The organism is Variovorax sp. WS11 (assembly GCF_010499245.1).
Classification (GTDB): domain Bacteria; phylum Pseudomonadota; class Gammaproteobacteria; order Burkholderiales; family Burkholderiaceae_C; genus Variovorax.
Genome location: NZ_JAAGOW010000001.1, coordinates 1,836,221 through 1,859,145, shown reverse-complemented (window position 1 = coordinate 1,859,145; position 22,925 = coordinate 1,836,221). Strand labels below are relative to the sequence as shown.

19 protein-coding genes are annotated in these 22,925 nt (G+C 69.1%); all 19 read left to right on the top strand.

Annotation, left to right across the window (positions count from 1 at the left end):
* Positions 1-4 precede the first annotated feature (4 nt).
* The 19 genes from GXN78_RS09325 (at position 5) to GXN78_RS09235 (ending at position 22,922) form a co-directional block, all read left to right on the top strand.
* Positions 5-2,188 (top strand): indolepyruvate ferredoxin oxidoreductase subunit alpha, encoded by a 2,184-nt coding sequence (locus GXN78_RS09325; RefSeq protein ID WP_106557057.1) that lies wholly within the window; start codon positions 5-7, stop codon positions 2,186-2,188.
* Between the two features lie 4 nt (positions 2,189-2,192).
* Positions 2,193-3,692 (top strand): indolepyruvate oxidoreductase subunit beta family protein, encoded by a 1,500-nt coding sequence (locus GXN78_RS09320; RefSeq protein WP_106557058.1) that lies wholly within the window; start codon positions 2,193-2,195, stop codon positions 3,690-3,692.
* Positions 3,693-3,713: 21 nt separating this feature from the next.
* The gene (locus tag GXN78_RS09315; protein ID WP_106557059.1) at positions 3,714-4,697 is read left to right on the top strand and encodes a PDR/VanB family oxidoreductase; all 984 of its coding nucleotides are present in this window, start codon (positions 3,714-3,716) and stop codon (positions 4,695-4,697) included.
* A 14-nt stretch (positions 4,698-4,711) separates the two neighbouring features.
* Positions 4,712-6,025, top strand: a complete 1,314-nt coding sequence (locus GXN78_RS09310; RefSeq protein ID WP_106557060.1) for an aromatic ring-hydroxylating dioxygenase subunit alpha — start codon at positions 4,712-4,714, stop codon at positions 6,023-6,025.
* Positions 6,025-6,510, top strand: coding sequence for an aromatic-ring-hydroxylating dioxygenase subunit beta (locus GXN78_RS09305; RefSeq protein ID WP_106557061.1), 486 nt, complete (start codon positions 6,025-6,027; stop codon positions 6,508-6,510). The genes GXN78_RS09310 and GXN78_RS09305 overlap by 1 nt, the downstream gene beginning before the upstream one ends.
* A gap of 7 nt (positions 6,511-6,517) precedes the next feature.
* Positions 6,518-8,140, top strand: coding sequence for an AMP-binding protein (locus GXN78_RS09300; protein WP_106557062.1), 1,623 nt, complete (start codon positions 6,518-6,520; stop codon positions 8,138-8,140).
* A 1-nt stretch (position 8,141) separates the two neighbouring features.
* Complete coding sequence (locus GXN78_RS09295) at positions 8,142-9,314, top strand: thiolase family protein (RefSeq protein WP_106557063.1); 1,173 nt, start codon at positions 8,142-8,144, stop codon at positions 9,312-9,314.
* 85 nt (positions 9,315-9,399) lie between these two features.
* Complete coding sequence (locus tag GXN78_RS09290; protein WP_106557064.1) at positions 9,400-10,650, top strand: SDR family NAD(P)-dependent oxidoreductase; 1,251 nt, start codon at positions 9,400-9,402, stop codon at positions 10,648-10,650.
* 1 nt (position 10,651) lies between these two features.
* Entirely contained in the window at positions 10,652-11,464 is an 813-nt protein-coding gene (locus GXN78_RS09285; protein ID WP_106557065.1) for a cyclase family protein, read from the top strand.
* Between the two features lie 19 nt (positions 11,465-11,483).
* A complete protein-coding gene (locus GXN78_RS09280; RefSeq protein WP_106557092.1) occupies positions 11,484-12,215 on the top strand; it encodes an SDR family oxidoreductase in 732 nt (243 codons plus the stop codon).
* 138 nt (positions 12,216-12,353) lie between these two features.
* Positions 12,354-13,511, top strand: coding sequence for an ABC transporter substrate-binding protein (locus GXN78_RS09275; RefSeq protein ID WP_106557066.1), 1,158 nt, complete (start codon positions 12,354-12,356; stop codon positions 13,509-13,511).
* Positions 13,512-13,513: 2 nt separating this feature from the next.
* A complete protein-coding gene (locus GXN78_RS09270) occupies positions 13,514-14,656 on the top strand; it encodes an ABC transporter substrate-binding protein (protein WP_106557067.1) in 1,143 nt (380 codons plus the stop codon).
* A gap of 31 nt (positions 14,657-14,687) precedes the next feature.
* Entirely contained in the window at positions 14,688-16,004 is a 1,317-nt protein-coding gene (locus GXN78_RS09265; RefSeq protein ID WP_106557068.1) for an aromatic ring-hydroxylating dioxygenase subunit alpha, read from the top strand.
* The gene (locus GXN78_RS09260; RefSeq protein ID WP_106557069.1) at positions 16,001-16,465 is read left to right on the top strand and encodes an aromatic-ring-hydroxylating dioxygenase subunit beta; all 465 of its coding nucleotides are present in this window, start codon (positions 16,001-16,003) and stop codon (positions 16,463-16,465) included. Before GXN78_RS09265 ends, GXN78_RS09260 begins: the two co-directional genes overlap by 4 nt.
* 31 nt (positions 16,466-16,496) lie before the next feature.
* A complete protein-coding gene (locus tag GXN78_RS09255) occupies positions 16,497-17,660 on the top strand; it encodes an ABC transporter substrate-binding protein (protein ID WP_239142651.1) in 1,164 nt (387 codons plus the stop codon).
* 40 nt (positions 17,661-17,700) lie between these two features.
* The gene (locus tag GXN78_RS09250; RefSeq protein ID WP_106557070.1) at positions 17,701-18,753 is read left to right on the top strand and encodes a branched-chain amino acid ABC transporter permease; all 1,053 of its coding nucleotides are present in this window, start codon (positions 17,701-17,703) and stop codon (positions 18,751-18,753) included.
* Positions 18,750-20,600, top strand: a complete 1,851-nt coding sequence (locus tag GXN78_RS09245) for a branched-chain amino acid ABC transporter ATP-binding protein/permease (RefSeq protein WP_106557071.1) — start codon at positions 18,750-18,752, stop codon at positions 20,598-20,600. Before GXN78_RS09250 ends, GXN78_RS09245 begins: the two co-directional genes overlap by 4 nt.
* Complete coding sequence (locus GXN78_RS09240; protein ID WP_106557072.1) at positions 20,597-21,328, top strand: ABC transporter ATP-binding protein; 732 nt, start codon at positions 20,597-20,599, stop codon at positions 21,326-21,328. The genes GXN78_RS09245 and GXN78_RS09240 overlap by 4 nt, the downstream gene beginning before the upstream one ends.
* The gene (locus GXN78_RS09235; RefSeq protein ID WP_106557073.1) at positions 21,318-22,922 is read left to right on the top strand and encodes an ATP-dependent acyl-CoA ligase; all 1,605 of its coding nucleotides are present in this window, start codon (positions 21,318-21,320) and stop codon (positions 22,920-22,922) included. The genes GXN78_RS09240 and GXN78_RS09235 overlap by 11 nt, the downstream gene beginning before the upstream one ends.
* Positions 22,923-22,925 lie beyond the last annotated feature (3 nt).

Here is a 22,925-nt window from a genome sequence, read left to right as displayed (position 1 = left end):
AACCATGGCTGAACGATCGTTCGTCGAGGAAGTAAAGAAGCTCCGGCTCGCCGAAGGCGAGGTGTTCCGGGGTGAGGGCATTCTGGCAGTCACCAAGGCACTGCTCGAATCGGGTGTTTCCTATGTCGCCGGCTACCAGGGCGCGCCCATCTCGCACCTGATGGACGTGCTGGCCGACGCCCAGGACATCCTGGCCGAGCAGGGCATCCGCTTCGAAAACAGCGCCAGCGAGGCCACGGCGGCCGCCACGCTGGCCGCCTCGGTTAACTACCCGCTGCGTGGCGCCGTCACCTTCAAGGCGACGGTGGGCACCAACGTGGCCTCCGACGCGCTGGCCAACCTGGCCTCGGGCGGCGTGACCGGCGGGGCGCTCGTCATCGTGGGCGAGGACTACGGCGAGGGCTCCTCGATCATGCAGGAGCGCAGCCACGCCTTCGCGATGAAGTCGCAGATCTGGCTGCTCGATCCGCGGCCCAACCTGCCCTCCATCGTCGATGCGGTGAAGAAGGGCTTCGAACTCTCCGAGGCCAGCCACACGCCGGTGATGCTGCAGCTGCGCATCCGCGCCTGCCATGTGCACGGCCAGTTCGTGGCCGGCGCCAACCGCCGGGCCGACTTCACGCTGAAGGACGCGCTGGAGAACCCGCAGCGCGACGTCAGCCGCATCGTGCTGCCGCCGGCCAGCTTCGTGCACGAGCAGGAGAAGGTGAAGGAGCGCTGGCCTGCCGCGGTTCGCTTCATCGAGGAGCACAAGCTCAACGAGTTCTTCTCGGAAGATGCCGACGACATCGGCATCATCGTCCAGGGCGGCAGCTACAACACCCTGCTGCGCGCGCTCGAGCGCCTGGGCCTGGCCGATGTCTACGGCCACACGCAGGTGCCGCTCTACGTGATGAACGTGGCCTACCCGCTGGTCGACAACGAGGTGTTGCGCTTCTGCATGGGCAAGCGCGCGGTGCTGGTGGTGGAAGAAGGCCAGCCCAACTTCGTCGAGCAGAACCTCGCGACCATCCTGCGCCAGGCCGGCTCCACCACCGCGCTGCACGGCAAGGACATGCTGCCCGTGGCGGGCGAATACACGGCGGCCGAGTTGCTCAAGGGCGCCCGCGCCTTCGGGGAGCGCTACGGCCGGCTGCAACCCTTGCCTGTGCCCGCGCCGGTGCGCAAGGTGATCCCGCTCAAGGAAGTCGCCGAGATCGGCGTCGACGCCGCACCCGAGCCCGCCCTGCCGCTGGGCGACAGCGTGCATGCGCGCCCGCCGGGCTTCTGCACCGGCTGCCCCGAGCGGCCGATCTTCAGCGCCATGAAGCTGGTCGAGCGCGAACTGGGCCCGCATCACGTGAGCGCCGACATCGGCTGCCACCTGTTCTCCATCCTGCCGCCCTTCAACATCGGCAACACCACCATGGGCTACGGCCTGGGCGGCGCGGGCGCTGCGGCGCTCAATGCGCCGGCGGGCAAGCGCGCGATCTCGATGATGGGCGACGGCGGCTTCTGGCACAACGGCCTCACCAGCGGCGTGGCCAACGCGGTCTTCAACAAGAGCGACAACCTGACCATCGTCGTCGACAACAACTACACGTCGGCCACCGGCGGGCAGGACATCCTTTCGTCGAAGGCGCAGAACGCAACCCGCAGCACCGGCCATGCGATCGAGCGCGCGGTGCGCGGCGTGGGCGTGAAATGGGTGCGCACGATGCGCCGCACCTACGACGTCGCCGGCATGCGCGACGTGATCAAGGAGGCGCTGACGACGAAGCAGAAGGGCCCCAAGGTCCTGATCGCGCAGTCCGAGTGCATGCTCAACAAGCAGCGCCGCGAGAAGCCGCTGGTGCGCAAGGCCATCGCCGAAGGCAAGCGCATGGTGCGCGACAAGTTCGGCGTCGACGAGGACACCTGCACTGGCGACCATTCGTGCATCCGGCTGTCGGGCTGCCCGTCGCTGTCGATCAAGACCAACCCCGATCCGCTGCGCGTCGATCCCGTCGCCACCGTGCTCGACAGCTGCGTGGGCTGCGGCAACTGCGGCGATGTGTCGCATGCCGCCGTGCTCTGCCCCTCTTTCTACAAGGCGCAGATCGTCAGCAACCCGACGGGCTGGGACCGCTTCCGCCAGCGCGTGCGCGCAGGCGTGATCGGCTGGCTCCAGCGCGGCGAGGCGAAGCGCCGCGCGGCCTATGCGTTCTGAAACGATGACCACCGCTCAACCTATCAAGATCGCGATCCTCGCCATGGGCGGCGAGGGCGGCGGCGTGCTGGCCGACTGGATCGTCGACATGGGCGAGGCCAACGGCTATGTCGCGCAGACCACCTCGGTGCCGGGCGTGGCCCAGCGTACCGGCGCGACCATCTACTACGTCGAGCTCTATCCCGAAGCGCAGGCCGATGCCGACGGCGGCCGGCCCGTGCTGGCGCTGATGCCGCTGCCGGGCGACGTCGACGTGGTGCTGGCCTCGGAGCTGATGGAAGCCGGCCGCGCGGTGCAGCGCGGGCTGGTCACCCAGGACCGCAGCACGCTCATCGCCTCCACCCACCGCGTGTATTCCATTGCCGAGAAGAGCGCGATGGGCGACGGCCGCGTCGACAGCGCCCAACTGCTGGCGCACGCGGACAAGGCCGCCAAGCGCTTCATCCGCTTCGACATGGCGCAGGCCGCCGAGGCGGCGGGCAGCGTGATCAGCGCGGTGCTCTTCGGCGCGCTGGCCGGCTCCGGCGTGCTGCCTTTCAGCCGTGCGCAGTTCGAGGCCACCATCGAGCGCGGCGGTGTCGGCGTCAAGCCCAGCCTGAAGGCCTTCGGCGCCGCTTTCGTGCGGGTCCAGGGCGCGGCGGAAGAAGCGGTGTCCATCCCCGCACCGAGCGCGCCGCCGCAGCCGAAGCATCCCGCGGTGCGTGCGCTGGTCGAGCGCGTGCAGCGCGACTTCGCGCCGACGCTGCACCCCGTGCTGTTCGAAGCCGTGCGGCGCCTCATCGACTACCAGGACACCGACTACGCCGGCCTCTACCTCGACCGCATGGCCGCGATCGCCGCGCTGCCCGCGGGCGAGGACCATCGCCTGCAGCGCGAGACCGCCCGCCACCTGGCGCTGTGGATGTCCTACGAGGACACGGCCCGTGTCGCCGCGCTCAAGACCCGCGCCTCGCGCTTCGAGCGCGTGCGCGGCGAGGCCGGCGTGCAAGAGGGCCAGCTGCTCGCGATCAACGAATACATGCACCCGCGCCTGCAGGAGATCTGCGAGACCCTGCCCGGCGGCCTCGGCCGCTGGCTGATGGGCTCGGGCTGGCCGCGCCGCCTGGTGGAGCGCATGACCCGCAAGGGCCGCGTGATCCGCACCAGCTCGCTGCGCGGCTACCTGATGCTCTCCACGGTCGCTGCCATGAAGCGCTGGCGCCACAGCACCACCCGCTATGCCGAGGAAAACGGCCGCATCGAGGAATGGCTGCAGCGCATCGCCGGCACGGCCGCGCAGCATCCGGAGCTGGCGGTCGAGCTCGCCCAGTGCCAGCGCCTGGTCAAGGGCTACAGCGACACCCACGAACGCGGCCTGCGCAACTACGACACGCTGATGGCCGCCTTTCAGCGGGCGGGCGCTCGCATGGCGCCGGCCACGCTGCGCGAGCTGCGCGATGCGGCGCTGGCCGATGAACAGGGCCACCAGCTGCGCGCCATGCTGGCGCGGCATGCGCTGGCCTGAACTGCAACGAGAGAGACACGCATGACTGCCACGCTTCAACTGCGCGTTGCCGAAGCCCAGGAGCTGAACCCGCTGATTCGCAGGTTCGTCCTGCGCGCCGACGATGGCCGCGCGCTGCCGGGCTACAGCGCCGGCGCCCATCTCCGCATCCAGGTCGAGCTGCCCGATGGCGCGAAGGACTGGCGTCACTACTCGCTGATCAACTTCGCCACCGAGCGCAACGCGACGAACGCGCCCACGCAGTACGTCATCGCCGTGCGCAAGGAGGCCGAGGGCCGCGGCGGCTCGCGCTTCATGCACGAACGGCTGAAGGAGGGCGAGCTCGTCACCATCGAGCCGCCGAAGAACGACTTTCCGCTGCACACCGGCCCCGGCGGCACGGTGCTGGTCGCGGGCGGCATCGGCATCACGCCGCTGGCCAGCATGGCCGCGCGCCGGCGCGCCGAGGGCGAGCCCGTGCGCCTGCACTATGCCGGCCGCAGCCGCGAGCTGATGGCCTTCCTGCCCGAGCTGCAGGCGCTGCTGGGCGATAACCTGCGCGTGCATGCCGACGCCGACGCCGGCACGCCGCTCGACATCGACGCGGTGCTCGACGACGTGCCCGCCGGCGATCGTCTCTACGTCTGCGGCCCCAAGGTCATGCTCGACGCCGTGCTGGCCCGCACCCAGGCGCGCGGCTGGGAACACGACCGCGTGCACTTCGAGCTCTTCACCACGACGGTCGCCGAGGAAGGCGACCAGCCTTTCGAGGTGGAGCTCGCCCAATCCGGCCAACGCTTTACGGTGCCCGCTGATCAGAGCATCCTCGACTGCCTGATCGAGCATGGCTGCGACCCGATGTACGACTGCAAACGCGGCGAATGCGGCGTGTGCACGACGCCGGTGCTGGAAGGCGAGATCGACCACCGCGACTACGTGCTGAGCGCGCGCGAGAAGGCCGAGGGCAACGTGATGCAGATCTGCATCTCGCGCGCCAAGGGGCCAAAGCTGGTCCTCGACATCTGAAGGAGAGCACAACGATGACTTCCTACCGAGGCAACCCCGAGGCCGTGCGCGCCCTGGTGCAGAACGATCGCGTGCACCGCGACCTCTACATCAGCCAGGACCTGTTCGAGCTGGAGCAGGAGCACTTCTTCGCCAACACCTGGAACTACGTCGGCCACGAGAGCCAGCTGCCCAAGTCCGGCGACTACATCAGCAACGAGATCGCCGGCCGCCCCCTGATCGTTGTGCGCCACAGCGACGGCTCGCTGCGCGCGATGATGAACCGTTGCGCCCATAAAGGCTCGCGCCTGGTGAGCGCGCCCTGCGGCAACACCGGCAAGTTCTTTCGCTGCCCCTACCACGCCTGGACCTTCAAGACCGACGGCTCGCTGCTCGCGATTCCGCTGAAGAACGGCTACGAGGGCACGCAGCTGCACGAATGCGAGTCGGCCAAGGGCCTGACCACCATCCGCAACGTGCGCAGCCACCGCGGATTCATCTTCGTCAAGATCAACGACGTCGGCGCGGACTTCGAGGAATACTTCGGCGACTCGCTGAGCTCCATCGACAACATGGCCGACCGCTCGCCCGAAGGCGAGCTGGAGATCGCCGGCGGCTGCCTGCGCTTCATGCACCAGTGCAACTGGAAGATGTTCGTCGAGAACCTCAACGACACTATGCACCCCATGGTGGCGCACGAGTCCTCCGCCGGCACCGCCAAGCGCATGTGGTCCGACAAGCCGGCCGACGAGCCGAAGCCCATGGCCATCGAGCAGTTCGTGCCCTTCATGTCGGACTACAAGTTCTTCGACGACATGGGCATCCGGACCTACGACAACGGCCACAGCTTCACCGGCGTGCACTTCAGCATCCACAGCAAGTACAAGGCGATCCCCGAGTACGACGACGCGATGAAGGCGAAGTACGGCGAGGAGCGCACCGCGCAGATCCTGGGCATGGCGCGCCACAACACGGTGTACTACCCCAACCTCACGATCAAGGGCGCGATCCAGGCGATCCGCGTGGTCAGGCCGATCGCGGCCGACAAGACGCTGATCGAGAGCTGGACCTTCCGCCTGAAGGGCGCGCCGCCCGAGCTGCTGCAGCGCACCGCCATGTACAACCGGCTGATCAATTCGCCCTTCTCGGTGGTCGGCCACGACGACCTGCAGGCTTATCGGGGCATGCAGGCCGGGCTGCACGCGACGGGCAACGAGTGGGTGAGCCTGCACCGCAACTACGACCCCGAGGAGCTGAAGGGCGGCGAGATGACCACCGGCGGCACCAACGAATTGCCGATGCGCAACCAGTACCGCAGCTGGGCCCGCTACATGACGGAGACCATGTGATGAGCAACACTGTCACGCGCCAGGACCTGATCGACTTCGTGGTGCAGGAGTCGCGCCTGCTCGACGGCAAGCGCTACGAGGAGTGGAACTCGCTCTTCACCGACGGTGCCTATTACTGGATACCGGCCGTGCCGGACCAGGAGGATGGCCTCAACCACTGTTCGCATCTCTACGAGGACAAGCTCTTGCGCGACCTGCGCATCGAGCGCCTGAAGAGCCCGCGCGCGTTCTCGCAGCAGCCACCCAGCCGCTGCCACCACCTGCTGCAGACGCCCACCGTCGAGGTGTTCGACGAGGCGGGCAATGCCTTCGTGGTGCGCACCGAGTTCCACTACACCGAGTCGCAGGGCGACGAGCTGCAGTTCTACGTGGGCACCTTCTTCCACCACCTGACGCAGGTGGACGGCCGGCTGCGCATGACGCTCAAGCGCGTGAACCTGCTCAACTGCGACGCCGCGCTGCCGGCCGTGCAGCTCTTCATCTAGGGACGAGATGCACACCACGGTCCATCAATGCTTCGCAGCCACCGCGGCGCGCACGCCGGATGCGGAGTTCCTTTTCACGGAGTCGGTGACGGCGAAGGCCTACGGCATTGCGCCCGGCGCCATCCGCTGGGGCGAGGCCGCGGCCGAGGTCGAGCGCCTGCGCGCCGCGTACGCGGAAGCCGGCTACGGCCACGGCCACCGCGTCGGCCTGCTGCTGGAGAACCGGCCCGCCTTCCTGCTCCATTGGCTCGCGCTCAACGCGCTGGGCGTGAGCGTGGTGCCCATCAATGCCGAGATGCGCTCGGCCGAGCTGGTCTACCTGATCGGCCACAGCGAGATCGGCCTGGCCGTGACCCTGCCCGAGCGAGCCGCCGACCTGCGCGCCGCCGCCACCCAGGCCGGCATCGGCTTCGAGACCATGGGGCCTGACGACGCGGTGCCCGCGGCGAAGACCGCGCCGCCGCGTGCGCCCGAAGCGATCGGCCCCGACACCGAATGCGCGCTGCTCTACACCTCCGGCACCACCGGCCGGCCCAAGGGCTGCATCCTGGGCAATGCCTACTTCCTGCGCGCGGGCGAGTGGTATGCCGCGCTCGACGGCGTGTGCGGCATCCGCCGCGATGCCGAGCGCGTGATCACGCCGCTGCCGCTCAACCACATGAACGCGATGGCGTTCTCGACCATGGTGGTGCTGGTGGCCGGCGGCTGTCTGGTGCAGCTCGACCGCTTCCACCCGAAGACCTGGCTGGCGAGCGCACGCGAGAGCCGCGCCACCATCGTCCACTACCTGGGCGTGATGCCGGCGATGCTGCTGGCCGCGCCGGAGTCGGCGGCCGACAAGGATCATGCGATCCGCTGGGGTTTCGGCGCCGGCGTGGACCGCAAGAACCATGCGCCTTTCGAATCGCGCTTCGGCTTCCCGCTGGTGGAAGCCTGGGCCATGACCGAGACCGGCGCCGGCGCCTGCATCATGGCCAACCGCGAGCCGCGCCTGGTGGGCACGAGCTGCTTCGGCCGGCAGCAGGACTATGTCGAGCTGCGGCTCGTCGACGACGAAGGCCGGGACGTCCCCGCCGATGCGCCCGGCGAGCTGCTGGTGCGCTCCGTCGGCGACGACCCGCGGCGCTATTTCTTCTCCGGCTACCTGAAGGACGAGGATGCCACGCGCGAGGCCTGGGCCGGCGGCTGGTTCCATACCGGCGACCTGGTGCGGCGTGATGCCGAGGGCAACTTCTTCTTCGTCGACCGCAAGAAGAACGTGATCCGCCGCAGCGGCGAGAACATCTCGGCGGTGGAGGTCGAGAGCGTGCTGAACCAGCATCCGGCGGTGAAGACCTCCGCTGTCGCCGCCACGCCCGACACCGTGCGCGGCGACGAGGTGCTGGCCTGCATCGTGGTGCGCGAGGAGGTCGATGCGTCGCAGCACGCCGAGATCGCGCAGAGCATCGTCGAGCATGCGCTGGCGCAGCTGGCCTACTACAAGGCGCCCGGCTATGTCGCCTTCGTCGATGCATTGCCGCTGACGGCATCGCAGAAGATCCAGCGCGGGCAGCTGCGCGAGCTGGCGCACGGCCTGCCGGGCCTGGCGCACTGCATCGACACCCGCGCGATGAAGAAGAGGCAGGCCTGAGATGGCGCGCAATCGGCTTTCCTACGAAGGCGTCGCGGTGGCGGTGCCGGTGACCGTGCCCTACGTGCGCTACTCCACGCGCAGTGCGCATTGGTTCATCGGCCAGGCGTTCGAAGCGCTGGTCAAGGCCAGCGGCGTGGCCAAGGAAGACATCGACGGCCTGTGTCTCAGCAGCTTCTCGCTGGCGCCCGACACGGCCGTTGGCGTGACGCAGCACTTGGGCCTCTCGCCGCGCTGGCTGGACCATGTGCCCACCGGCGGCGCCTCGGGCGTGATGTGCCTGCGCCGCGCGGCGCGCGCGGTGCAGGCAGGCGATGCCGAAATCGTGGCCTGCGTGGGCGCCGACACCAACCATGTCGATTCCTTCCGCCTGACGCTGGGCAGCTTCAGCAACTTCGCGCGCGATGCGAGCTACCCCTACGGCTCGGGCGGACCGAACTCGATCTTCGCGATGATCACCGCCAACTACATGCGCACCTACGGCGCGAAGCGCGAAGACTTCGGCCGCATCGCGGTGGACCAGCGCACCAATGCGCTGGGCAATCCGAACGCGATGTTCAAGAAGCCTCTCACGCTGGACGAGTACATGAGCGCACGGCCGATCTCCGAGCCCATCCATTTGTTCGACTGCGTGATGCCTTGCGCCGGCGCCGAGGCCTTCCTGGTGATGAGCGAGGCCCGAGCCCGCGACCTGGGCCTGCCGCATGTGGTGATCCGCGGCGCAATCGAACGCCACAACGCCTATGCCGAAGACCCGGTGATGGTGCAGGGCGGCTGGCGCAAGGACCGCGACGACCTCTATGCGCAGGCCGGCGTGAAGCCCGCCGAGCTCGACTTCGTCCAGACCTACGACGACTACCCGGTGATCGTGATGATGCATTTCGAGGACCTGGGCTTCTGCGAGAAGGGCGAGGGCCCGGCCTTCGTGCGCGAGCACACCATGACCTTCGACGGCAGCTTTCCCAACAACACCAGCGGCGGCCAGCTCTCGGCCGGGCAAGCCGGCGCAGCGGGCGGCTTTCTCGGCATGGTGGAGTCGATCCGCCAGCTCACGGACCAGGCCGGTCCGCGCACCGTGCCCGATGCCAAGCTGGGCCTGGTCGCGGGCTTCGGCATGGTCACTTACGACCGCTGCCTGTGCACAGGTGCGGTGATTCTGGGGAGACCAGAATGAACAACCCCCACGTTTGCCGCTGCGCGGCTGCACTGCCCCCCGAGGGGGCCGCGCGCCTGCCTTGGGGCGGCCCGGCGGAGGCGCGATGACCATGCCCCTGATGCGCCCCAAGCGCAAGAACCCCGTGCTGCGCACGCGGCAGATGAACCTGCCGCCCGGCTCGCGCGGCCGCATTGCGCTCGGCATGACGGCCGCCGCCGCCGAGGGCCGCTTCGAGCTGCAGACCTGCGAGGACTGCGACACGGTGCAGTACCCGCCGCGCGAGGCCTGCCACAAATGCCTGTCGTCGCGCCTGCACTGGCGCGGGCAAAGCGGCGAGGGCGAGCTGCTCGCCACCACCACGCTGCACCACAGCAATGACCTGTTCTTCCGCGAGCGCCTGCCCTGGCGCCTGGGGCTGGTGCACCTCGACAGCGGACCGACGCTGATGGTGCACATGCACGGCGAGGTCGGCGATGCGCCGGCGCGCGTGCGCGTGGGCGCACGGCTGGACCGCGCGGGACAAGCCGTACTCATTGGATTTCCGAACGAAGGGAGTGCCCATATGGCCGACGACAAGATGCTGCGCGAGATGACCAGCGATCCGAAATTCCGCAAGGCGCTGGTGACCGACGGCAAGACCGAGGTGGGGCAGGCCATCGTGCGTGCCCTGGTGAAGGCCGGCGCCGACATCGTCTGGGTCGGCCATGCCGAGCCCTGGAAGAAGCTGGGCGGGCTGGAGGACATCACGGCCCTGCCGCAGGTGACGCTGGTGCCGCTGGACCTCACCAACGGCCGCTCGGTCAGCGAGCTGGCCGGCGAGATCGGCGGCAAGGTCGACATCGTGATCAACAACGCCGAGGTGCATCGCACCTTCGGCATCGGCGCGCGCCGCGGCACCGACGTGGCCAAGGCCGAGATGGACATCAACTACTTCGGCCTGCTGCGCCTGGCGCAGGAGTTCGGGCCCGCGCTCAAGGGGCGCTCGGCCGATGGCGTGACCGGCGCCACGGCCTGGGTCAACCTGCTGTCGATCTACGCGCTCGCGAACTTCCCGCCGCACGGCACCTTCAGCGCCTCCAAGGCGGCGGCGTACTCGCTGGCGCAGTGCCTGCGCGCCGAGATGCGGCCGGCCGGCATCCGCGTGATCAATGTGTTCCCGGGGCCGATCGACGACGAATGGAACCAGCACCTGCCGCCGCCCAAGGTGGCGCCCAGCGCGCTGGCCAACGCGATCGTGAAGTCGCTGCGCGACGGCGTCGAGGACGTGTACCCGGGCGACGTGGCGCAGGAATGGCTGGAGCGCTGGCGCGACAACCCCAAGGTGCTCGAACGCGAGCTCGCAGCTGGAGGCTGAAATGACGACGACAACCGAACCGATGTCCACCGCCGAGATCCTCGGCAGTCTGGTGAGCGCCATGGCCACCGGCCGCATCCGCGTGATCGACCTCACGCAGACGCTGACGCCCGAGTTCCCGCAGATCGCGCTGCCGCCCGAGATGGGCCAGTGCTGGCCCTTCCGCATCGAGGAGGTGTCGAAGTACGACGAGCGCGGGCCCGGCTGGTACTGGAACAACTTTTCCTGCGGCGAGCACACGGGCACGCACTTCGATGCGCCCATTCACTGGATCTCGGGCCGCGATCTGCCGAACAACTCGGTCGACACCATTCCCGTGCAGCACTTCGTGGCAGCGGCCTGCGTGATCGACTGCTCGGAGCAGGTGAAGGCCGATCCCGACTACCTGATGACGGTGGAGGACATCGAGCGCTTCGAGGCGAAGCACGGCCGCATCCCGAAGGGCGCCTGGGTGCTGATGCGCACCGACTGGTCGCAGCGGCAAGACCCCGAGGCCTACCAGAACTTCGATGAGACCGGCCAGCACACGCCAGGCCCGAGCGCCGAGGCGGTGCGCTTCCTGGTCGAGCAGCGCGACGTGCTGGGCTTCGGCTCCGAAGCCATCGGCACCGATGCGGGCCAGGGCTACCACCTGCGTCCGCCGTACCCCTGCCACTACTTCATGCACGGCGCCGGCCGCTACGGCCTGCAGTGCCTGAGCAACCTCGACCTGCTGCCGCCCACCGGCGCGGTGCTGATCTGCCCGCCGCTCAAGATCGAGAAGGGCAGCGGCAGTCCGCTGCGGGTGCTGGCGCTGGTGGGCGATGCCGCTTGAGCCGCACAAGGAGAGCACCATGAACCTCACGCATCCCGTCGTCGCCGTCACCGGCGGCAGTGCCGGCATCGGCAAGGCGATCTGCGCGGACCTGCTCGCGCAAGGCTACGAGGTGGTGTCGCTGGCGCGCCGCCGATGCGAGATCAACCACCCCAAGCTCTACAACATCGAGGTCGACCTGATGGACCGCGCCGCGACCGCGCAGGCCGCGCGGGAGATGGCGAGCCGCTTCGAGGTGAGGACCGTGGTGCACAACGCCGGCGTGATCCGCCCGGCACTGCTGCCCGAGGCCAAGCTCGAGGACCTCGACGCCCTGGCCCAGCTGCACCTGGGCTGCGCGATCCAGCTGGTGCAGGCCGCGCTCCCCGCGATGCGGGCCGAGCGCTTCGGCCGGGTGGTGCTCCTGTCCTCGCGCGCCGCGGTGGGCCTGGCCACGCGCACGAACTACTCGGCCACCAAGGCCGGCATGCTGGGCATGGCGCGCACCTGGGCGCTGGAGCTGGCGGCCGAGGGCATCACGGTCAACGTGGTGGCGCCGGGGCCGATCCGCACCGACATGTTCTACGACGTGGTGGAAGCCGGCAGCGAGAAGGAACGGCAGCTCGCCGCTTCGGTGCCGGTGCAGCGCCTGGGCGAGGCGGCCGACGTGGCGCGCGCCGTGCGCTTCTTCGTCGACCCGGCCAACGGCTTCATCACCGGCCAGGTGCTCTACGTGTGCGGCGGCACCAGCGTGGGAAGTCTCGCGCTGTAGCGGTGCATCGCGCGTCTTTTACTCGAAACCCCTCGTTGCCGCCCTTGTCATCGCACCGTCGTCTCGCTAGTATTGTTTAGGTCTAAACATTTCAGAAATCATCTTCAGGCCTTATCCCAACCTTTCTGGAGGATCGTCATGAGAGTTGCAAGCCCCATCCGCGCCCTGGCGGGCATCGTCCTCGGCATCGGCGCGCTGAGCGCCGCGAGTGCCTGGGCGGCCGACTACAAGGTCGGCTTCATCACCTCGCTGTCGGGGCCGGTGTCCTCGCTGGGCATTCCCTACGACAAGGGCATGAAGGCCGCGCTGGCCTACAAGTCGGAGATCGGGGGCCGCAAGATCCAGCTGGTGCAGCTCGACGACGCCTCCGATCCGTCGACCGCCGCGCGCAACGCGCGCAAGATGATCGACGAGGACAAGGTCGACGTCATCATCGGCACGGCCGGCTCGCCCGGCGCGCTGGCCATCGCCGCGGTGGCGCGCGAGACCAAGACGCCGCTGATCTCCATCGCCAATGCCAACCTGCCGGGCGAGGAAGGCGCGTGGATGGTCACGCTGCCGCAGCCCGCGCCGCTGATGCTGAACGCGGTCGTCGAACAGATGAAGAAGTCCGGCGTGAAGACCGTGGGCTACATCGGCTTCTCCGACGCCTGGGGCGACCTGGTCTACGACGCGCTCACCAAGAGCGCGCCGGCCGCCGGCATCAAGGTGGTGAGCAACGAGCGTTATGCGCGCGCCGACGCGTCGGTCACCGGCCAGGTGCTGAAGATCGTGGCGCTGCGTCCCGACGCGGTCATCACCGGCACCTCGGGCACGCCGGGCGCGCTGCCCTACCTCGCGCTCTCGGAGCGCGGCTACAAGGGCCAGATCTACGGCATGCATGCGCTGATCAACCCCGACTTCGTGCGCGTGGGCGGCAATGCGGTCGAAGGACTGCTGGCGCCCACCGGCCCGGTGATCGTGGCCGAGCAGCTGCCCGACTCCAACCCGATCCGCAAGACCTCGATGGACTTCCGCGCGGCCTACCAGAAGGCCAACGGCGCAGCGCCCACCGACGCCTTCTCCGCCTACACCTTCGACGCCTGGCTGCTCTTCCTCGACGCGGCGCAGCGCGCCAAGGGCGAGCCCGGCACGTCGGCCTACCGCGTGGCGCTGCGCGACGCGATCGTCAGCACCAAGGAGCTGGTGGGCACGCACAGCGTCTACAACTTCAAGCCGGACAACCGCTATGGGTCGGACGAGCGTTCGCGCGTCGTGGTCAAGCTCGAAAAGGGTCAATGGAAGCTGGTCCCCTGAACATGAAGAACATCGCACGTCTCATCGGCCTCACGGCCATCGCCCTGGCAGCCGCACAGGCCACGGCGGCCGATCTCAAGATCGGCTTCATCAGCTCGCTCTCCGGCCCGATCTCGGCGCTCGGCATCCCCTACGAGAAGGGCATCCGCGCGGCCATTGCAGAGCATCCGATGCTGGCCGGCCGCAAGGTCGAGCTGATCGTGCTCGACGACGCCTCCGACCCCACCACCGCCGGGCGCAATGCGCGCAAGCTGGTGGTCGAGGACAAGGTCGACGTGCTCATCGGCACCTCGGGCGTTCCCAGTGCGATGGCCATTGCGGCCGTGGCGCGCGAGCTCAACACGCCGCTGATCTCGCCCACGCCGGTCACCATCCCCGGCCCCGAGGGCGCGTGGACGGTGACGGTCTCGCAGCCCTTCCCGCTGATGGTCGCGGGCGTGGTCGAGCGCATGAAGAAGTCCGGCGTGAAGACGGTGGCCTTCATCGGCTTCTCCGACGCGCTGGGCGACCTGGCCTACGACTCGCTCGTGAAGAGCGCCGACGCCGCGGGCATCAAGGTGGTGGCCAACGAGCGCTATGCGCGCGCCGATTCCTCTGTCGCGGGCCAGGTTCTCAAGATCGTCGCCGCGCGGCCCGATGCGGTCTTCGCCGGCAACTCCGGCACGCCCGGCGCCTTGCCCTACCTGGGCCTCGCCGAGCGCGGCTACAAGGGCCAGATCTACGGCACGCACGGCCTGATCAACGCTGACTTCGTGCGCGTCGGCGGCGCCTCGATCGAGGGCCTGCAGGTGCCCAGCGGCCCGGTGCTGGTGGCCGACCAGCTGCCGGCCGACAACCCGATCAAGAAGGTGTCGATGAACTTCCGCAGCGCCTACCAGAAGGCGCATGGCGCAGTGCCGACGGATGCCTTCTCCTCCTACACCTACGACGCCTACCTGCTGCTGGCCGATGCCGCCTCTCGCACCAAGGGCGAGCCCGGAACCCCGGCCTATCGCACGGCATTGCGCGATGCCATCACGAGCACCAAGGAGCTGGTGGGCACGCACGGTGTCTACAACTTCAAGCCGGACAACCGCTACGGTTCCGACCAGCGCGCCGTGGTGGTGGTACGCATGGAAAAGGGCCAGTGGAAGCTGGTGCCCTGACGCCCTGCTCACGACGCAAGCCGCCCCTGCCATGAACAGCTACCGCGACCGTCCCGACGCCATTCGCGCGCTGGTCCAGGAGGACCGCGTGCACCGCGACCTCTACCTCAGCGACGAGCTGTTCGTGCTCGAGCAGGAGCGCTTCTTCGCCAACACCTGGCTCTACGTGGGCCACGCGAGCCAGGTGCCGAACGCCGGCGACTACTGGGCGCTGGAACTGGCGGGCAGGCCGGTGATGATGGTGCGCCTGGCCGACGGTGCGGTGCGCGTCTTCTACAACCGCTGCGCGCACAAGGGCAGCCGCCTCGTCACGGACGAGAGCGGCAACGCCGGCAAGTTCTTCCGCTGCCCCTACCACGCCTGGACCTACAAGCTCGATGGCGCGCCGCTCGCGATTCCGCTCAAGTCCGGCTACGAGGGCACGCGCCTGAAGGAATGCGAATCGGGCCAGGGCCTGGTCGAGCTGAAGAACACGGCCGTCTACCGCGACTTCGTGTTCGTGCGCCTGTCCGAGCACGGCCCGGGCTTCGAGGACTACTTCGGCGAGGTGCTGGGCGCCATCGACAACATGGTCGCGCGCTCGCCCGAGGGCCGGCTCACGGTGGGCGGCGGCGTGCTGCGCAACATCATCCATTGCAACTGGAAGATGTACCTCGAGAACATCAACGACACGGTGCATCCGATGTCCACGCACGAGTCGGCCACGCAGGCGGCCGATGCGCTGTGGCAGGGCCGCGCGCCCGAAGAGCCCAAGCCGATGGCGATGGAGCAGATCCTGCCCTTCGGCTCGGGCTATGACTTCTTCGACAAGATGGGCGGGCGCGTGTTCGCCAACGGGCACAGCGTGCTGGGCATCAACTTCAGCATCCACTCGAACTACGCCCAGCTGCCCGACTACGAGGCCGCGATGCGCGAGGCGCACGGCGCCGAGCGGGCGATCGAGATCCTGCAGCGCTCGCCGCAGAACTCGGTGCTGTTCCCCAGCCTTTCGGTCAAGGGTTCGCCGCAGGCCATCCGCGTGATCCGCCCGCTGGCCGCGAACCGCACGCTGATCGAGGCCTGGAGCTTCCGCGCGGCCGGTGCGCCGGACCTGCTCTTCGAGCGTGCGATGACCTACAACCGGCTGGTGTTCTCGCCCATGTCGGTGGTGGCGCACGACGACGTGCACCTGTTCGAGAGCATGCAGTTGGGACTCAAGGGCGAAGGCAACGAATGGGTGAGTCTGCATCGCAACTTCGACCCCGCCGAGCTCTCGCAGAACACGATCAGCACCAACGGGACCAACGAACTGCTGATGCGCAACCAGTTCCGCGCCTGGGCCAAGTACATGACGGAGCCTTCGGCATGACGCAGGCGCAGGACTTCGTCGCCCACGAGGCTGCGCTGCTCGATGCCGGCCGCTTCGACGACTGGCTGGCGCTCTTTGCCGAGGACGGCCACTATTGGGTGCCGCTGCAGGGCGCCGCGCAGGCCGATCCGCTCTCGCACAACTCCATCGCCTACGAGGACCGGCTGCTCCTGCAGCTGCGCATCGAGCGCCTCAAGAACCCGCGCGCCCATTCGCAGCATCCCAGGAGCCACTGCCAGCATGTGCTGCAGCGCTCCGTGATCGAGCACGACGACGAGCGCGGATTCGCGCTCTCCACGCCCTTCATCTACGTGGAAGCGCGCGGCGAAGACCAGGTGCTGCTGGCCGGCACTTGCCGCCACCTGCTGGTGCGCCACGCCGAAGGCTTCCTGATTCGCCAGAAGCGCATCGACCTGCTCAACGCCGGCCGTGCGCTGCCCGCCATCCAGTTGTTCATCTGATCCATCCCACCCACTTTCCAGGAGCCACGACATGACGAAGAGCCCGATGCTGAAGACCCTGACGCGCACTGCGTTGGCCACGGCCCTGGCCGCCGGATTCGCGACCGCCGCGCTCGCGGCCGATCTCAAGGTGGGCCTGAGCGTCTCGCTGTCCGGCCCCAACTCCTCTTTGGGCGTGCCTTACGCCAAGGGCATGCAGGCCGCGCTGGCCTACAAGGGCGAGGTCAACGGCCGCAAGATCCAGCTGATCGTGCTCGACGACGGCTCCGACCCGACGACCGCCGGCCGCAATGCGCGCAAGCTGGTGGACGAGGAGAAGGTGGACGTGCTGATGGGCACCTCCGGCGTGCCGGCCGCGATCGCGATGGCGCAGGTGGGCCGCGACGCCAAGGTGCCGATGATCGGCCTGACGCCGATCCAGCTCGATCCGGCCGAGAACGGCTGGGTCTTCACCGTGGCGCAACCCACGCAGCTGATGATCGACGCGGTGGTCGAGCGCATGAAGAAGGACGGCGTCAAGACCGTGGGCTACATCGGCTTCTCCGATGCCTGGGGCGACCTGGTCTACAACGCGCTGATGAAGGCGGCGCCGGCGGCCGGCATCAAGGTGCTGGGCAACGAGCGCTATGCGCGCGCCGACGCCTCCGTCACCGGCCAGGTGCTCAAGCTGCTGGCCATGAAGCCCGACGCAGTGATGACCGGCGGCGCCGGCACGCCGGGTGCGCTGCCCTTCCTGGCGCTGAGCGAGCGCGGCTTCAAGGGCCCGATGTATGGCCAGCACGGCCTGATCAATCCCGACTTCGTGCGCGTGGTCGGCGGGGCCGGGCAGGGCGCGCTGATGCCCACCGGGCCGGTGATCGTGGCCGAGCAGCTGCCGAACGACTACCCGACCAAGAAGATCGCGATGGACTTCCGCGCCGCCTTCCAGAAGGTCAACAACGCGCCCACCAGCGATGCCTTCTCGGCCTACTCCTTCGACGGCTGGCTGGTCTTCACCAATGCCGCGGCGCGGGCCAAGGGCGAGCCGGGCACGCCGGAGTTCAGGCTGTCGCTGCGCGATGCGATCGCCAGCACCAAGGAAGTGGTGGGCACGCACGGCGTCTACAACTTCAAGCCGGGCGATCTCTACGGCGTGGACCAGCGCGCGCGTGTGATCGTGAAGCTCGAGAACGGCCAGTGGAAGCTGGCGAACTGAAGCCAGTGCGCAGCAGCGGAACCAAGCGGAGGACTTCTCAATGACACCCGACGTGGCACTGATCCTGGGCATCGATGGCCTGGCGAACGGCGCCGTTTACCTTCTGGCCGGGCTGGGGCTGGTGCTGATCTTCTCGGTCACGCGCGTGGTCTTCGTGCCCTTCGGCGACGTCGCGGCCTTCGCCGCGCTCACGCTGGCCGCCTTCGAAACCGGGCGCGTGCCGCCCACCATCGGCATGGTGCTGGTGCTCACGGCGCTCGCGCTGGCGACCGAGGTCGGCAGCCTGCTGCGGCGCGGCGAGACCGGGCGCATTCCCAAGGCCCTGCTGGGCTGGGGCGTGCTGCCGCTCGTCCCCTGCCTGCTGGCCTGGCTGGCGAGCCGGCCGGGCGTGCCGGCGCCGGTTCACATCGCGTGCGCGGTGCTGCTGGTGGTGCCGATCGCGCCGCTGCTCGCGCGCGTGGTCTTCCAGCCCATCGCCGATGCCTCGGTGCTGGTGCTGCTGATCGTCTCGCTGGCGCTGCACTTCCTGCTGTCGGGCCTGGGCCTGCTGTTCTTCGGACCCGAAGGCTCGCGCACGCAGCCCTTGGCGAGCGGCTCGCTGCCGCTGGGCGACGGCTTCACGGTGAGCGGGCAGGTGATCCTGATGGTGGCCTCGGCGGTCGTGCTCAGCGGCCTGTTCTTCCTGGTGTTCGAGCGCACGATCGCCGGCAAGGCGCTGCGCGCCACCGCGGTCAATCGCGTGGGCGCGCGGCTGGTCGGTATCCGGCCGGCGCGCACGGCGCTGCTGGCCTACGGCTGCGCCTCGCTGCTCGCCGGCCTGATCGGCGTGCTGATCGCGCCGGTCACCACCATGTACTACGACTCGGGCTTCATCATCGGGCTCAAGGCCTTCGTGGCCGCGATCATCGGTGGGCTGGTGAGCTATCCGATGACCGCCATCGGCGCGCTGGCGGTGGGCGTGGTCGAGAGCTTCGCTTCCTTCTGGAGCGGGGCGCTGAAGGACGTGATCGTCTTCAGCCTGCTGATCCCGGTGCTGATGCTGCGTTCCTTCCTCTCCGTGCATGAAGAGGAAGAAGAGGAGGTGGACCAATGACTACCGCACAAACGACCGAAGCTGCCGTCGCGGTGGAGCGCGGCGCCGTGGCGGGTACGCCTGCGAAGCGCCTGCCCCGGCGCCTGCTGTGGATCGGGCTCGTCGTCGTGGTGCTGGCGCTGGTGCCGCTGCTGGCAGGCAACTTCACCGTCTCGCTGCTCAACGACATCGGCATCGGCGCACTGGTGGCGCTGGGCCTGGTGCTCTTGACCGGCATCGGCGGAGCGACCTCCTTCGGGCAGGCGGCCTTCGTCGGCATCGCGGCCTATGCGACGGCCTGGCTCAGCACCGCGCAGGGGCTGTCGCCCTGGATCGGCCTGGTGTTCGCCCTGGGCCTGACCGGGCTCTCGGCGCTGGCCATCGGCCTGCTGACGCTGCGGCTGGGCGGGCACTTCCTGCCGCTGTCGACCATCGCCTGGGGCCTGTCGATCGCGATGCTGTTCGGCAATGTCGATGCGCTGGGTCGCCACACGGGCCTGTCGAACATTCCGGCGCTCACTATCGGCACCTTCTCGCTGGCCGATCCGCGCGCCATCTACTACCTGATCTGGGTCCTGGTCGGCCTGGCGATGCTGTTCAGCCACAACCTGCTGCAGTCGCGGCCGGGCCGCGCGATCCGCAGCCTGCGCGGCGGCGCCATCCTGCTGGCCAGCGTGGGGGCCGATGCCTACCGCGTGCGGCTCACGCTGTTCGTGACGGCCGCGCTGTTCGCGGGCCTCGCGGGCTGGCTCTATGCGCACATGAACCGCTTCGTGAGCCCCTCGCCCTTCGACGTGCGCGCCAGCATCGAGTACCTGCTGATGGCGGTGGCCGGCGGGCTCGGCCACCTGGCCGGTGCACTGGTCGGCTCGGCGCTGGTGCTGATCCTCAAGAATGGGCTGCAGGACGTGCTGCCGCTCTTGACGCAGCGCGCCGGCCAGCTGGAGGCGGTGGCCTTCGCGACGCTTTTCATCCTGCTGTTGCACTTCGCACGCGGCGGGCTGATGGGCTTCGTGCGGCGCTGGACCCACAAGCGTGCGCGCTCGCACGCGCCGCGCGAAGCCATGGCGCCGGTCGCGCCGCTGCCGCACCGCACGCTGCCCGAGCGCGGCTCGCTGGTCCTCTCGGTCACCGGCGCGGTCAAGCGCTTCGGCGGGCTGGTGGCGGTCAACGATGTGAGCTTCGAAGTCAAGGCCGGCGAGATCATGGGCCTGATCGGCCCCAACGGCGCCGGCAAGTCGACCATGTTCAACCTGCTGACCTGCACTGCGCCGATGACGGCCGGGCAGGTGCGCTTCCTCGGGCAGGACATCGCCGGCATGCCGCAGCGCAAGGTCGCGCGGCTGGGTTTGGCGCGCACTTTCCAGCACGTCAAGCTGCGCCCGCACATGACGCTGCTGGACAACGTTGCGCTGGGTGCGCATGCGCGCACGAGCGCGGGCGTGCTCAAGGCGGGCCTGCGCCTGGACCGCGGCGAGGAGCGCCAGATCCTGCAGGAGGCGCAGCGTCAGCTGGACCGCATAGGCCTGGGTGACCGCGCGCACGAGCTCGCGGGCAGCCTGCCGTTGGGCACGCAGCGCATCCTGGAGATCGCCCGCGCGCTGGCGGCCGACCCGGTGCTGCTGGTGCTCGACGAGCCGGCCGCCGGCCTGCGGCGCAAGGAAAAGATGGCATTGGGCGACCTGCTGCGCAAGCTGCGCGAGGAGGGCGTGACCATCCTGATCGTCGAGCACGACATGGACTTCGTGATGAAACTGGTGGATCGGCTGGTGGTGATGAACTTCGGCTCCAAGCTGGTCGAGGGCGTGCCCTCGGCGGTGCGGGCGGACGAGCGGGTGCAGGCGGCTTATCTGGGGAGCGTCGTATGACAGCGATGCTTGAAATAGGAGACCTTCATGTGTCGTACGGGCAGGTCGATGCCGTGCGCGGCGTCTCGCTGAACCTGGAGCACGGCCAGATCATCTCGGTGATCGGCCCCAACGGCGCCGGAAAGACCACGCTGCTGGCCGCGGCCATGGGCCTCTTGCCGTGCAAGGGCGTGCTGCGCTTCGAGGGCGAGGACCTGCACGGGCTCGACGTCGAGGCGCGCGTGGAGCGCGGCCTGTGCCTGGTGCCGGAAAAGCGCGAGCTCTTCGGCGAGCTCAGCGTGCTCGACAACCTGCAGCTGGGCGCCTTCGGCAGCAAGCTGCGCAGCGATGCGCTGAAGAAGCGGCTGCAGTCCGTCTACGACCGCTTCCCGCGCCTGGCCGAGCGCCGCGCCCAGCGCGCCGACACGCTCTCGGGCGGCGAGCGGCAGATGCTGGCGGTGGGCCGCGCGCTGATGTCGGCGCCGCGCCTGCTGATGCTCGACGAGCCCAGCCTGGGGCTCGCGCCGCTGATCGTGCGCGACATCCTGGCCATCGTGCGCAAGCTGCGCGAGGACGGCGTTTCCATCCTGCTGGTGGAACAGAACGCGCGCGCCGCGCTGGAGAGCTCGGACCACGGCTACGTGCTGGAGACCGGCGAGATCGCGCTCACCGGCGCTTCGCAGGAGCTGGCCAGCGATCCGCGCGTGCAGGCGACCTACCTCGGCGGGGGCACGAGCGATGACGACTGAGCTGCCTGTCAGCCCGCTGCCTCCGGCGCAGCGCACGCTGCCCGCGATGCTGGAGCACCAGGCGGCGCGCTTCGGCGAGCGGCCGCTGCTGCGCATCGCAGGGCGGTCGTGGACGCACGGGGATGCGCTGCGTGCCGCGAGCGGCCGCGCCGCGGCACTGGCGCAGGCCGGCGTGCAGCGCGGCGACCGCGTGGCCGTGATGAGCAGCAACCGCATCGAGTTTCTCGAGGTCTTCCTCGGCTGCGGCTGGCTGGGCGCCGCGATGGTGCCGATCAACACCGCCTCGATGGGGCCGCAGGTCGAGTACTTCCTGCGCAACAGCGATGCGAAGCTGCTGGTCATCGAGGCGGCCTTCGTCGAGCGCCTGCTGGCGACGGACTTGGCGCGCCCATCGCTGCGGGAGATCTGGGTGTTGGACGCGGGCGCCGGCGACGGCGCAGGGCCGGGCGTGCGCACGCTGCCCTATCCCGCGGCGCGGGAAGCCCTGCCGCCGGCCGCGATGCAGCCGGGAGATCCGTTGGCCATCCTCTACACCTCCGGCACCACCGGGCCGGCCAAGGGCGTGGTGTGCCCACACGCGCAGTACTACTGGTGGGGCGTCAACAGCGCGGACGTGCTCGGCGTGGGCGCCGAGGACGTGCTGTGCACCACGCTGCCGCTGTTCCACATCAACGCGCTCAATACCTTCGCGCAGGCAGCGATCACCGGCTGCGAAGTGGTCTTCGAGTCGCGCTTCTCGGCTTCCGGCTTCTGGGCCTCGATGCGGGCCTCGGGCGCCACGGTGGTCTACCTGCTGGGCGCGATGGTGCCCATCCTGCTGGCGCAGCCCGAGGGCCCCGGCGAGCGCGACCACCGCGTGCGCGTCGGGCTCGGGCCCGGGGTGCCGGAGTCGGCGGGCCGGGCCTTCCTGGAACGCACCGGCGTGCGGCTGCTGGAAGGCTACGGTTCCACCGAGACCAACTTCGCGATCGCCACCGCGCCCGATTCGCCGCGCGGCGGCGTGATGGGCTGGCTCAGGCCCGGCTTCGAGGCGCGCGTCGCGGACGAGGACGACGTCGCGCTGCCCGACGGCGAGGCCGGTGAGCTGCTGCTGCGCGCCGACGAGCCCCATGCTTTCGCGAGCGGCTACTTCAACATGCCCGAGAAGACGGTGGAGGCCTGGCGCAACCTGTGGTTCCACACCGGCGACCGCGTGGTGCGCGAGGCGGACGGGGCCTTCCGCTTCGTCGACCGCATTAAGGATGCGATCCGGCGGCGCGGGGAGAACATCTCTTCCTTCGAGGTCGAGCAGGTGCTGCTGAGCCATCCAGGCGTCGCCGCCTGCGCGGTCTATCCCGTGCGCTCCGAACTGGCCGAAGACGAGGTGATGGCCGCGCTGGTCGCGCGCGAGGGGCAGTGCATCGAACCGGCCGAGCTGCTCGCCTTCTGCGAAAGCCGGCTGCCGTACTTCGCGCTGCCGCGCTACGTGGACCTGCTGCCCGAGCTGCCGCGCACCGAGAACGACAAGGTGCAGAAGTACAAGCTGCGCGAGCGCGGCGTCACGGCGGTCACCTGGGACCGTGGGCCCGGCGGGCGGCCGCCGGCCAAGGGCTGAAGC